Source organism: Methylobacterium sp. Leaf100 (assembly GCF_001422845.1).
In the GTDB taxonomy this organism is placed as follows: Bacteria; Pseudomonadota; Alphaproteobacteria; order Rhizobiales; family Beijerinckiaceae; genus Methylobacterium.
Genome location: NZ_LMMW01000013.1, coordinates 52,139 through 64,250, shown reverse-complemented (window position 1 = coordinate 64,250; position 12,112 = coordinate 52,139). Strand labels below are relative to the sequence as shown.

Below are 12,112 nucleotides of genomic sequence, written 5' to 3'. Positions count from 1 at the left end.
ACTGCGCCGTCGCCAACCAAGACCCAACGCAGCCTTCGGTCTACAACATGGGTTATATCTCGCGAACGAGGGTAGGCTTTACCACTTAGTCAGCTTGGATGCGCCCCGAGTTATTTATTCGAGTGAGCCGTTCCTTTCACGCAACTTGCCCAGACCCGAATGGCCGACGTGGAGCACGCGAATGTCCGACGACGAGACGACGGGTCACTATGACGGTCCGGCCGGCGGCTGGGGTTCCGTACGCGGCATCACCGAGATCTTCGGCCGGGAATGGGCGACGCCGCTGGCGACCGAGACCCTGTTCCGCCAGAACAAGCCCAAGGGCTTCATGTGCGTGTCGTGTTCCTGGGCGAAGCCCGCGGACTACCACCCGTTCGAGTTCTGCGAGAACGGCGCCAAGGCGACCCTGTGGGAGCTCACCTCCCTGCGCTGCACGCCCGATTTCTTCGCCGAGCACACGGTGACGGAACTCCGTACCTGGACGGATTACGACCTCGAACAGCAGGGCCGCCTGACGTATCCGATGCGCTACGACCCCGCGACCGACACCTACGTGCCCTGCGGTTGGGACGAGGCGTTCGCCGAGATCGGCGCCGAGTTGAAGCGCCTCGCTCCGAAATCCGTGGTGTTCTATTCCTCGGGCCGCGCAAGCCTGGAAACAGCGTATCTCTACGGGCTGCTGGCCCGGCTCTACGGCTGCAACAACCTGCCCGACAGCTCGAACATGTGCCACGAGACCACCTCGGTGGCCCTCAAGCAGACCATCGGCGCCAGCGTCGGCACGGTGGTGTTCGACGATCTCCAGAACTGCGACGCGATGTTCTTCTTCGGACAGAACACCGGGTCGAACTCCCCGCGCTTCCTCCATCCCCTGCAGGAGGCGGCCAAGCGCGGCGTCGAGATCGTGACCTTCAATCCCGTCCGCGAACGGGGCCTGGAGTTCTTCACCAATCCGCAGAGCCCGGTGGAGATGCTGACCGGGAAGGAAACCCGCATCAGCTCGCAGTACCATCAGGTCCGGCCCGGCGGGGATATCGCGGTGCTGATGGGCCTGTGCAAGCACGTCTTCGCCGCCGACGACGCCGCGAAGGAACGGGGCGAACGCGTCCTCGACGTCGATTTCATCCAGCAGCACACGACGGGCCTCGACGCGTTCGAGGCGAAGGTCCGGGCGACGCCCTGGGACGAGATCGAGCACGAATCCGGCCTGTCGCGCGCGGCCATCGCGGGCGCGGCCGAGGTCTACGTCAAGGCTGACCGGGTGATCGGCATCTACGGCATGGGCCTGACGCAACACAGGAACGGGTTCGAGAACGTCGCGCTGTTCGTCAACCTGCTGCTGCTGAAGGGCAATATCGGGCGCGACGGCGCCGGCATCTCGCCCGTGCGCGGCCATTCCAACGTCCAGGGTCAGCGCACCGTCGGCATCTCGGAGAAGCCCGAACTGGTGCCCCTCGACAAGCTCGCCGAGCAGTTCGGCTTCGAACCGCCGCGCGACAAGGGCGTGAACACCGTCGAGGCCTGCGAGGGCATCCTGTCCGGCGAGATCCGCAGCTTCATCGGGCTCGGGGGCAACTTCGTCCGCGCCACCCCGGAGCGGGACCTGATGGAGGCGGCCTGGACGAAGATGCGCCTCACGGTGCAGGTCGCGACGAAGCTCAACCGGTCGCATCTCGTCAACGGCGAGATCGCCTACCTGCTGCCGTGCCGGGGCCGGACCGAGGAGGACCGGCAGGCCACCGGCCCGCAGGCGGTCAGCATGGAGGATACGTTCAGCTGCATCTCCGGCTCCCTCGGCCGCCGCACGCCCGCAAGCCCGCACCTGAAATCCGAGGTCGACATCGTGGCGGGGATCGCCAAGGCGACCCTGGCGCCGAACCCGAAGGTGACCTGGGACGCCTGGGTCGGGGATTACGGCCTGATCCGGGATGCGATCGAGCGAACCTACGGACCCGAGTTCCGCGACTTCAACGAACGCCTCTGGACCCCGGGCGGTTTCTATCGGGGCAATTCGGCCCGCGAGCGCATCTGGAAGACCGAGACGAAGCGAGCGGCCTTTACGACGCCGAAGCAGAAGAACGCCGTGGGCTTCTCCGAAGCCCCGGGACGCTATCGCCTGATCACCCTGCGCTCGAACGACCAGTTCAACACCACCATCTACGGCTATAGCGACCGCATGCGCGGCATCGAGGGCACGCGCGACGTGCTCCTGGTCAATCCGGATGAGATGGCCCGGGCGAACCTGCGCGAGGGACAGGTGGTCGCCCTCGTCAGCGATGCGCAGGACGGCATCGAGCGGACGGTCTACGGCCTGAAGGTCGTGCCGTTCTCTCTGCCGGATGGCTGCCTCGGGGCCTACTACCCCGAGATGAATCCGTTGATGCCGCTGTCTCACCACGACGGGCCGTCGAAGACCCCGGCGGCGAAATCGGTCCCCGTCCGCATTCGGATCACCGATGCCGACGGGCCGGTGACCGAGCGGCTGGAGCCGACGGGGCACGCCACTTCGGCTTGATCGGGCGAGTGCGGCGTCCGCACGGCGGTGATCGTGCACCGAACCACGCCGGTGCGAAGGGTCAGGCGATGCGGGCGATGTCCGCCCGGCTCTGCGCCTCCACGGGTCCGTCATGGCCGGGCAGCCCCTCGGCCTGGAGCTGCCACATCCGCGCGAACACGCCGCCGGCCCCGCGCAGGGCGGCGGGGCTGCCGTCCTCGACCACGCGGCCCTGGTCGATCACGAGGATGCGGTCGAACCCCGTCAAGGTGGAGAGGCGATGCGCGACGGCGACCACCGTGCGCCGACGCATGATCCGCACCAGGGCGGCCTGCACCGCCATCTCGGATTCGGTGTCGAGGGCGGAGGTCGCCTCGTCGAGGAGGATGATCGGTGCATCCTTGAGGAAGGCGCGGGCGATACCGATCCGCTGGCGCTGCCCCCCCGACAGCTTGGCACCGCGCTCGCCCACGACGGTTTCGTAGCCTTCGGGGAGTCGGCGGACGAACCCGTCGCAGGCCGCCGCCCGCGCGGCCGCGAACACCGCCGCGTCGTCGGCCTCGGGTCTGGCGAAACGGATGTTTTCCAGCACGCTGCGATGCAGGAGGCTGATCTCCTGGGGCACCACCGCGAGGGCGTCGCGCAGGGAATCCTGGCGCACGGACGCGATGGGCACGCCGTCGATGAGGATGGTGCCGTGCTGGACGTCGTGAAGTCGTTGCAGTAGCTGGACCAGGGTCGACTTACCGGCGCCCGATGGCCCGACGATGCCGACCTTCTGGCCGGCCGGGATCGTGAGGGTGACGCCGTCGAGGACGCGCCGTCCCGCCCCGTACGCGAAGGCGACGTCACGCAATTCGATGCGGCCGCCGCCGCAGACGAGGTCCGGCGCGCCCGGCGCATCCGGCACCGTCCGCGGCTGGGCGATGACCGCGAGGGTCTCCTCGACGAAGCCGAATTGCTGGGCCACGTCCACGAGGGAGAGAGCCATGTCCTTGGAGCTGTGCAGGATGCGCAGGGTCAGGCTCGCTACCACCACCACCTCGCCGGGGCTGGCCTGCCCGCTTCTCCACAACATCACCGCCCAGGTCAGGATGCCGGCGGCCATCGCCCAGAGGGCGAGGTCGTGGAGGAGCCGGGCCACCTCGAGGTACATCCAGCTCCGGCGCTGCGCCGTCGCCTCGGCCTCGAACCCGGTGCGCAGGCGCAGCCATTCGCGGCGGCGGGCCGAGAAGGCCTTCACCGTCCACATGTTGGTGATGGTGTCGACGAGGTCGCCCGCCACCTTGGCCGCTTCGCCCGAATAGGCGCGGTGGAGGGGGCGGCCGCGCTCCCCGAACACGATCAGGCCCAGGGTGACGCCGATGACGAAGACCAGGAGGGCGGCGGTGAGCCGGCCGTCGATGGTCGCGAAGATGATCACCGCGCCGCCGACATCCACCACCGGCGGAATGATGCGCCACACCAGGGTGTTGATGAGGGCGCCGAAATTGCCGGCCGTGGCGGTGATGCGCTGGCCAAGGGAGCCCGCGCGGTTCTCCGCGAAGTAGCGCATCGACTGCGCGCTGAGTTCGTCGAAGAGTTCGAGGCGCAGGCCGACCCCGACGCCCACGGTGGTGCGGCAGGCGAGCCACCCCGTGAGCCGCGCGAGCACGCCCTCGGCGGCGATGAGGCCGAGGAACAGCAGCAGCACCGCCGTGACGGCCGAGGCGGCGTCGGCCGGCCGGGTCATGGCGTCGACGAACTGCTTCAGGACGTATTGCTGTCCGACGCCGCAGGCGGAGGCCGCGACCACGAGGGTGAACAGCGATCCGAAATGCCAGCGCCAGCACAGCAGGTGGTGCCGGATGAACCGGCCGGGACCGGACAGGTGCGGGGCGACCAGGGGACCATCCTTCATGCGGCGCCTGGAGCCTGCGCGAACAGAGTCTGCTGGCGTCGGAGTTCCGCGGCGAAATCCGGATCGCAGAACCGTCGTCCGTCTCGGTCGGGTGCGGACAACAGGCCCACCGCGCAGGGGCGCCCGTCGTCCCACCCGGGATAATCGAGAATCGGATAGAGGCAGATCCCCGCGACCGGGACGCCGCCGCGGCGCGCGGCCAGAACCTCGCCGCAGACGTAGTGCAGCCACGCCGCCCGGGCCGTGCCTTCGGCGCCCGTCTCCGCCACCAGGAGCGGACGCTCGTAACGGCCATGAACCTCCGCCAGCATGTCGCGCAGGGGTCGGTAGGCATGGTGGCCGAGGGGGATCGTTCCCCCGTCATGGACCCACTGGTTGTCCGGGTAGAAGTTCACCCCGACGACATCGAGGCAATCGGGACCGCCGCCGAGCTCTGGGCAGAGGCGCCCGCTCACCAGGTCGAGGGCCTCGTACTGCACCGTCCGGTAGGACTCGGCGGCGGGCACGTCCTCCGGGCTGCCGGCGACGACGTGGATCAGGGGTTCGGCATGGAGGAAGCGCGCGTCCGGCACCGCGGTGCGGATCGCCCGCGTCGCGGCGACGGAGGCGCGCACGAGCTGGCGCTTGAGCTCCGGCCCCCGCTCGAGGGCGAGGGGCGCCATGCGGCCGACGTCGCCCCCGGCCCAGGCCCAGTAGGAAATCTCGTTGACTGTGCAGAAGGCGGGCGCGGCGTCCGTCTCTGCGGCCACGATCCGGGCGGCCTCGGCGGCGAACGCGGCAAAGCGGACGGGGAAGGCCTCGGACCAGATGTCGAGGTCGTCGGGCCAACCGTAATGGCAGAGGTCCCAGATCACCCGCTGACCGCTGGCGCGGGCCGCCCGCAGCATCGGCAGGGCGCTCGACCAGTCGTACACCCGGGGCGCGACCTCGATCCGGTGCCAGCGCAGGCCGTCGCGGACGCCACCGAGCCCGAGGGCCCGCAGGGCCGCGTAATCGGCCGCCGCCCAGGTGTCGTGACCCGTCGCGGCGATGAGGTCGAGGCGCTGCCCGTCGCGGCGGCGATGGGTTGAGCATTCGAACCCGCCGAGGAACGGCGTCGGGCTGAGCGCGCCGGCGTCCCGGGTCACCGGGCCTGGAACGGCGCCGCCCTGGGTACCAGTCATTCCGCGGCCTGCCGCACGGCTAGGGGGGACGCCGCCGCGACGGCATCGCGAAAGCGCTGCAGGGCGCTCGCCCGCGTCGGCATGAGCAGGCCGCGCGTGCTCGTGAGCGCGCGGTTGATCCGCAGGATCCCGGATCCGACGGCCGTCGGCGAATGCCCCGCGACACCGTGCGCGATCTCCGCGAGGGCTGCGTCCCGGTCCACCGCCCCACGGTTGACGAGGTGCCACGGCCCGGACACGTCGTCGATGAGAAGATCCAGCGCCGCATGGGCTAGGTCCGGCAGATAGCTGACGGACAGGAGCTCGGGCTGGCCGGGAGGCGTCTCCGTCCCCTCTCCGTGCGCGTCGCGGAGCGGCACGGCTGCGAAAGCGGGGTCGGGCGCATCGAAGACGAGGCCGGGGCGGACGATCAGTGCCCGTGGATGCCGTGATCGGATCCGTGCCTCGGACGCCGCGACGCCGTGCGCGTAGGGGCCATCGGGCCTGACGGGATCCGCCTCGTCGGCGGGTCGGCCGAGGCTGCCGTCGAAGACGCGATCGCTGGAGAACGTCAGGAGCGGGAGGCCCGCGCGGGCGCAGGCCGCGGCGATGCGGCCCGCCCGGTCGGCGCAGACCGGGCGGGCCGCGCCGGAATCCTCCCGGCCCGCCGCATCGGCGTCGAGGCCGGCGGCGTCGATGATCGCCCAGGCCGCATGCCGGGCGATGAGGGCGTCGAGGGTCGGGTCCTCCTCCGACGCGCCGGCCGGCACCGTCACCCGGTGCAACCCCCGGTCCTGGCAGATCCGGACCAGGCCCTGTGCGAGGCGGCCATCCACAGCGAGGATCAGGAGCGGACGGGCGCGGTCCGGGCGCATCGCCACCGCGCCCGCTTGCCGCCGGTAGAACCGGACCGGCCGGTGCCACCAGCCCGGCGAATCGAGGACCGGATGATCGTAGCGTCCGGTGGTCGCGAGGGCGCGCACGGCCGTCGCCAGGGCGGTCGCGCGGGGCTTCGGTGCCCGAATGTCGAAGGCGCCGGGCTCGTAGATCCCCGCGCGGTCGACGAGCAGGCTGTTCCAATCCACCGCGCCCATGAGCGACCAAACGGTCACGGCTTCCACCGGCACGCCCCGGTCGCGCAGTGCCGTGGCGGCGTTCCACACCTCCGCCAGCCAGCGCAGCTGCTCGTCACGGCTGCAGCCGTGGTGCACCTCGGTGACGGCGACGGGAATGCGGTAGCGCTCCCACACCTCGGTGAGGCGGGCGGCGGGACCCGTGGCGCCCTTGGGTAGGGCGACCCGCACGGCCTCCACGTCGGCGTAACGCTGGCGGCCGTTGCCGCCCCGCGAGGCTGCCGGATAGGCCCGCAGACGGCCATCGAGATAGCGCTCGCTCGTGAGGTAGTGGTTGACCCCGATGAGGCCGCGCGCCCCCTCCCCCGTGGCGAGCAGGGCCAGATCCGCCGCCGGAACGCCATGATCGATCAGGCGCCCGTACCAGGGATGGGCCGGATCCACCCGGCCGCACAGGAGATCGAGGCTGAGCCAGCGTCGCGCGTTCTCGTAGGCCGCCTGGCCCGCGAGGGCCGGCGTGCTGAACGTCCGTCCGATGTCCTCGGTCTGGACGAGGCGCGCCGCGGGGATCAGCCGGCGGATCGCCCGCATGGCCAGGAGAGTCGCCTTGCATTGGTTGACCGCCATGCGCAGGAACGCGGCCTCGCTGCGCGCGTGGGGATACCAATGGCCGTAGAGGCCGGCGAACCGCGCCGTGGTCAGCGGTTCGTTGACCGGCGTGAACTGGCGCAGCCAGGGGTAGCGACGGGCGACCCGATCGGCATACGCGGCGAACAGCCGTGGCAGGTCAGGATCGAGGAGACCGGTGCCGAACGGTCCGCTGCCGTGGTGGAGCAGGCCGACGATGGGAACGATGCCGAGGCGCCGAAGCCTGTTCAAACGCGCATCCTGCCACGACCAATCCGGCGTCGCCGAAACCTCTGGCGCGACGCTCTCCCACAGGAGCGGATAACGCAGGGTGCGGATGCCGAGCCGTGCGACGGCGTCGAGATCCGCGCTGCGCCAGCGATGACCGGTCTCGCGCACCTGATCCCGGAATCGGTCGCCGATCCGCGCGACGGTGCATTCGAAGCCGCCCCAGAGTTCGAGTGGCGCGCCGCCGGCGCTCACGAACCGACCCACCGCAAACCGGGCGGCCGCTGTTCCGACTTCGCACTGATCATCGCCTACCGTCCGAAATCGTAATCAGACTCCATCTCGTAATACTGACAATGAATACCGCCGCAATCTTTAACCTATGAGAACGACAGGGTTCGGCAGCGAAAATATCAACGCTTTATCGATCCCGAATTGTACGAGATCTGTTCTCGGGTGATCGCCCAACGACCTCGTAGAGGGGACGCGAAACGTGAAGCAGGAATCTGGACTTTCACCCGATCCGGTCGGCGTGTCGGATCTCATGGTTCTGAATACTCCTCCCACTTTTGGGTATCGAAGTCCTACTCCGGAATATCGCGCATCCACCGCGGAACAGCACGGTGATCCATCGTCCCGTCCACGCCCTCTGCTTGTGTGCTTCTCTCATCTGCGCTGGAACTTCGTCCGTCAGCGCCCGCAGCACCTTCTCACCCGCGCCGCAAAGCGGTTCGACGTCCTTTTCATCGAGGAGCCGGTCTTCGAGGCGGGCGGTACGGCGCGGCTGAAACGCGAGGGCGTCAGCCCGTCCCTCGAAGTGCTCGTTCCCATCGTCGATCCCGCCGACACGCAGTCCCTTGCGCAGGTCCTTCACGGCCTCGTCGCACGGGAACTGGATGGCTCCCGTCATCGCACGCGGGTGTTCTGGTACTATACGCCGGCCGCCCTCGCCTTTACGCAGACGCTGCACCGCGACCTGACGATCTACGACAACATGGACGAGCTGTCGGCCTTCCGGGGTGCCTCGGACGCCTTGGTCTCGCAGGAACGGACGCTGCTGGCCACCGCCGACCTCGTCTTCACCGGTGGCTACAGTCTTTACGCCGCCAAGCGCGATGCCCATCCCGACATCCACTGCTTCCCGTCCTCCGTTGAGACCGCGCATTTCGCCCGTGCCCGCCAGGGTACGCCCCCGGACCCGGCGGACCAGGCCGCCCTGGCCCGGCCGCGCCTCGGGTTCTTCGGCGTGGTCGACGAGCGGTTCGACGCCGACTTCCTCGCCCAATTCGCCGATCTTCGGCCGGAGTGGCAGTTCGTCATCCTCGGTCCCGTCGTGAAGATCGATCCGGCCGAACTACCCAAGCGGCCCAACATCCATTGGCTCGGACCGAAACTCTACGACGATCTCCCGGACTACTTGGCGCATTGGGATCTCGGGCTGATGCCATTCGCCCTGAACGCCGCGACGCGGTTCATCAGCCCGACGAAGACGCCGGAATTTCTCGCCGCCGGCCTGCCTGTGATTTCGACGCCCATCGTCGACGTGGTGCGCGGGTACGGCGAGGCCGGCCTCGTCGAGATCGCCGACACGCCGGGCACCGCCGTCCTCGCGGCCGAAGCCCTGATGGCGCGTGCACGGGCGCCGTGGCTCGCCCGTGTCGACGCCCGCCTCGCCGGCGATTCCTGGGATCGAACCTGGGCCGACATGGAGGCGCGGATGATGGCGGTCCTCGGCGAACCGATGTCGGATTCGCCGCGTCCGGTGCTGCGCGAGACCGTCTGATCCCCTCCCGTCCGCGATGGGGCCGTCCGCTGCGCGCCCTCCCCGCGGCCCGAACAGTCGAGGTTCGAGACCGATGTACGATTGGCTGATCGTCGGAGCCGGTTTTGCCGGCAGCGTGCTCGCCGAGCGCCTCGCGCGCGAGCGGGGCGAGCGAATCCTCGTGGTCGACCGGCGCGATCACATCGGCGGCAACGCCTACGACTGTCTCAACGCCGACGGATTGTTGATCCACCGCTACGGGCCGCACATCTTCCACACCAACGCACAGGCGGTGTTCGCGTACCTGTCCGACTTCACGGCCTGGCGGCCCTACGAGCACCGGGTCCTCGCCGAGGTCAACGGCCAGCGCGTGCCGATCCCGATCAACCTCGACACGATCAACCGGCTGTACGGACTGTCTCTGACGTCCCCCGAGCTCGAAGCTTGGTTCGCCGCCCGGGCGGAGCCCGTCGAGGAGATCCGAACCGCCGAGGACGTCGTCGTCTCGACGGTGGGCCGCGAACTCTACGAGCTGTTCTTTCGCGGCTACACCCGCAAGCAATGGGGCCGTGATCCCTCCGAGCTCGACCGGTCGGTGACCGCTCGGGTTCCGACCCGGACCGACCGGGACGACCGTTATTTCACCGATCGCTATCAGGCGATGCCGAAGCACGGCTACACGGCGATGTTCGCCGCAATGCTCGACCATCCCAACATCACGCTGGCGCTCGGCACCGACTTCCGCAGCCTCGGTCCCACCGCACGGGCGCGGCGCACCATCTTCACCGGTCCGATCGAAACCTACTTCGACACCTGCTACGGCCCCCTGCCCTATCGCAGCCTGCGCTTCGAACACGTCACACGCGACGTCGCGTGGCACCAGCCGGTGGGCGTGGTCAACTATCCGCAGACGGAGGCCTACACTCGGGTCACCGAATACAAGCACCTCACCGGGCAGACGCATCCGCGCACGGCCCTCACCTACGAGTATCCGTCCGCCGAGGGCGAGCCCTACTACCCGATCCCGTGCGCCGCGCATCAGGCGCTCTACAAGCGCTATGAGCAACGCGCCCGCGACGAGCGGAATGTCTGGTTCGTCGGCCGGCTCGCCACCTATCGCTACTACAACATGGACCAGATCGTCGGACAGGCGCTCGCGACGTTCCGGCGGATCGACGCGGAGATTCCCCGGCGGGATGGACGGGTGCGCGCGCCGGCCGTCGATCGGACCACCTCCGAACTGGCGTGAGACCCATGGCCGAGCGGGCGCCCTTCCGGCCTCCGGCGACGACGGAGCGGCCGCTGGGCGAGCGGGACCGGGCGGCGATACGGGAGGATTTCGCCGAGGGTCCGCTGACCGGTGAGGAGCGGCGTTTCGCCGATCTTCTCGCGTGGGAGGCGCAGGCCCGCGCGGACGGTGCCGATCCCCGGACTCTCGCGGCCCTCGCGAAAGCGCGCCGTGCCGCCGGCCGCGCCTGCCACCCTGCGGGGCTTGCCAACGACCCTGCGGGGCTTGCCAACGACGGCGCCGGGCCGCCGCCGCGGGGGCGGAGTGGGCCATGATGCACGCACCACACGCGGCGCAGGGGCCCGCACCGCGGTGCGCCGTCCGACCGCCGCCATCCCGGCGGACCGGTGCGCCACCCGGACCAGGGGGTGAGCGATGCCGTCGCGACCAGCCGGCACCTGTCGGTGGCGCGATGCAGTCGCGCCGACGCCTTCGAGGGCGCAGCGGACGCGGCCCCCCGCTCGCGATCCGGACATGGACGCACCGCAGCTCGCTCGCTGCGCGGATGCTACGCCCGGCCTGGGTGCCGAGGATCCCGAGCGAACGCGCCGGAAGCGGCCGCATCGGCGACGGTGCCACCGGGATGGTGGTCGGTGTGGCGCGATTTGCCGCCGCCCATGCGGATCGGCACCCGGCCTCGGCATCACAGTGCGGAGCTTGCCGTCGTGGCGAGGCGGTGCGTGATCCAGTCCTGGGCGGCGCCGAGGCTGGCGAAGGTCGGCGGGTTCGGATGGTCGACGCGGCCGAATCCGGCTTCGAGGAACCACCGGCCGGCGTCCGACCCGTGCTGCTCGCACAGGTGAACCAGGATCGCCACGAGGAACCCATCGTCGAACACGAGATGGCTCTCGGTATCGTTGCTGCCCACAGGTCGTTCCAGGCGTTGACCACCAGGGTGCTGCTGCGCAGGGTGATCAGCCCCTGGCCCCGCATCTCCTGCAGGGTGCGGTTCACGTGCACGGTGGTGAGGCCGAGCGCATCGCCGAGTTCGGTCTGGGTGATCGGCAGGGGGCAGCGGTGATCGCCGGCGAGGCCCACCGCTTCGAGCTTGAGGTACATCTCGCAGAACAGGTGGGCGATCCGGCCATAGGCCGACTTGCGGCCCATGCCGGTCATCCATTCCCGAAAGATCGCCGCGTCGATCAGGGTGTCGCGCCACAGCACCGCCCCGAGGCGCGGGAAGCGCAGGGTCAGGTCACGGACGCTGTCGTGCGGGATGAACGCGACCGTGGCCACGGTTACGGTGCCGAGGCTGTGATCCATCACCGGCAGGTGGAGGCTCTGCAGATCGGGGGTGTCGCCGGGAATGTGGAACGAGAAGATCTGGCGGCGCCCGTCCCCCAACACCTTGTAGCGTCACAGCCAGCCTTCGAGGACCAGGCAGCATTGCGAGGGCATGTCGCCCTCCCGCACGATATCCTGTCTCGGCTCGAGGGTCCGGATTCTGACCGGCAGGTTGCGAACGGCCTCCTGCTCCTCATCCGAGAGGGTGGCGATGCTGTCGAGCTTGCGCAGCAGCATGGTCATGGGAGCGTTGTTGGAAACCGGGTGCATAGCAACTTCGCTTTGCCACATAGGCGGAAGCCCAAATCTCTCCC

At 69.4% G+C, this 12,112-nt stretch carries 9 protein-coding genes and 2 pseudogenes; 4 read left to right on the top strand and 7 right to left on the bottom strand.

Features of this window, described 5'->3' with window-relative positions:
• Nucleotides 1-181: 181 nt before the first annotated feature.
• Nucleotides 182-2,515 (top strand): FdhF/YdeP family oxidoreductase, encoded by a 2,334-nt coding sequence (locus ASF25_RS11050; protein WP_056304633.1) that lies wholly within the window; start codon nt 182-184, stop codon nt 2,513-2,515.
• 61 nt (nt 2,516-2,576) lie between these two features.
• Here the strand turns inward: ASF25_RS11050 and ASF25_RS11045 are convergent, their stop codons facing one another.
• From ASF25_RS11045 to ASF25_RS23890, 4 genes and pseudogenes are all read right to left on the bottom strand, one after another.
• Complete coding sequence (locus ASF25_RS11045) at nt 2,577-4,394, bottom strand: ABC transporter ATP-binding protein (protein WP_056304632.1); 1,818 nt, start codon at nt 4,392-4,394, stop codon at nt 2,577-2,579.
• Nucleotides 4,391-5,557, bottom strand: coding sequence for a hypothetical protein (locus ASF25_RS23070; protein WP_056304631.1), 1,167 nt, complete (start codon nt 5,555-5,557; stop codon nt 4,391-4,393). Before ASF25_RS23070 ends, ASF25_RS11045 begins: the two co-directional genes overlap by 4 nt.
• On the bottom strand, nt 5,554-6,411 hold the full coding sequence (locus ASF25_RS23895) for a sugar nucleotide-binding protein (protein ID WP_274533783.1): 858 nt from the start codon (nt 6,409-6,411) through the stop codon (nt 5,554-5,556). The genes ASF25_RS23070 and ASF25_RS23895 overlap by 4 nt, the downstream gene beginning before the upstream one ends.
• Nucleotides 6,412-6,594: 183 nt before the next feature.
• A pseudogene (locus ASF25_RS23890) lies at nt 6,595-7,743 on the bottom strand (family 1 glycosylhydrolase); the annotation flags it as partial.
• Nucleotides 7,744-8,119: 376 nt separating this feature from the next.
• Here ASF25_RS23890 and ASF25_RS11030 point away from each other — a divergent pair.
• From ASF25_RS11030 to ASF25_RS22675, 3 genes are all read left to right on the top strand, one after another.
• Nucleotides 8,120-9,247 (top strand): glycosyltransferase, encoded by a 1,128-nt coding sequence (locus tag ASF25_RS11030; protein ID WP_244472993.1) that lies wholly within the window; start codon nt 8,120-8,122, stop codon nt 9,245-9,247.
• A 73-nt stretch (nt 9,248-9,320) separates the two neighbouring features.
• Nucleotides 9,321-10,475 carry a UDP-galactopyranose mutase gene (gene glf / locus ASF25_RS11025; protein WP_056262960.1) on the top strand — a complete coding sequence of 385 codons (1,155 nt, stop codon included), beginning with the start codon at nt 9,321-9,323 and terminating at the stop codon, nt 10,473-10,475.
• On the top strand, nt 10,472-10,789 hold the full coding sequence (locus tag ASF25_RS22675) for a hypothetical protein (protein WP_156368942.1): 318 nt from the start codon (nt 10,472-10,474) through the stop codon (nt 10,787-10,789). The genes glf and ASF25_RS22675 overlap by 4 nt, the downstream gene beginning before the upstream one ends.
• 368 nt (nt 10,790-11,157) lie before the next feature.
• On the opposite strand, the gene ASF25_RS11015 is transcribed toward ASF25_RS22675, so the two are convergent.
• The 3 genes and pseudogenes from ASF25_RS11015 to ASF25_RS23590 all read right to left on the bottom strand — a co-directional run bounded on the left by ASF25_RS11015 (nt 11,158) and on the right by ASF25_RS23590 (nt 12,041).
• Nucleotides 11,158-11,382 carry a hypothetical protein gene (locus ASF25_RS11015; protein WP_244472992.1) on the bottom strand — a complete coding sequence of 75 codons (225 nt, stop codon included), beginning with the start codon at nt 11,380-11,382 and terminating at the stop codon, nt 11,158-11,160.
• A gap of 59 nt (nt 11,383-11,441) precedes the next feature.
• Nucleotides 11,442-11,573: pseudogene (locus tag ASF25_RS23595) on the bottom strand (helix-turn-helix domain-containing protein); the annotation flags it as partial.
• Between the two features lie 297 nt (nt 11,574-11,870).
• A complete protein-coding gene (locus tag ASF25_RS23590) occupies nt 11,871-12,041 on the bottom strand; it encodes a hypothetical protein (protein WP_244472991.1) in 171 nt (56 codons plus the stop codon).
• Between the last annotated feature and the right edge of the window lie 71 nt (nt 12,042-12,112).

What these genes read in the sequence shown, in the direction of transcription:
- ASF25_RS11050 (WP_056304633.1), top strand. Translation starts at nt 182, where the DNA reads ATGTCCGACGACGAGACGACGGGTCACTATGACGGTCCGGCCGGCGGC.
- ASF25_RS11045 (WP_056304632.1), bottom strand. Translation starts at nt 4,394, where the DNA reads ATGAAGGATGGTCCCCTGGTCGCCCCGCACCTGTCCGGTCCCGGCCGG.
- ASF25_RS23070 (WP_056304631.1), bottom strand. Translation starts at nt 5,557, where the DNA reads ATGACTGGTACCCAGGGCGGCGCCGTTCCAGGCCCGGTGACCCGGGAC.
- ASF25_RS23895 (WP_274533783.1), bottom strand. Translation starts at nt 6,411, where the DNA reads ATGCGCCCGGACCGCGCCCGTCCGCTCCTGATCCTCGCTGTGGATGGC.
- glf (WP_056262960.1), top strand. Translation starts at nt 9,321, where the DNA reads ATGTACGATTGGCTGATCGTCGGAGCCGGTTTTGCCGGCAGCGTGCTC.
- ASF25_RS23590 (WP_244472991.1), bottom strand. Translation starts at nt 12,041, where the DNA reads ATGACCATGCTGCTGCGCAAGCTCGACAGCATCGCCACCCTCTCGGAT.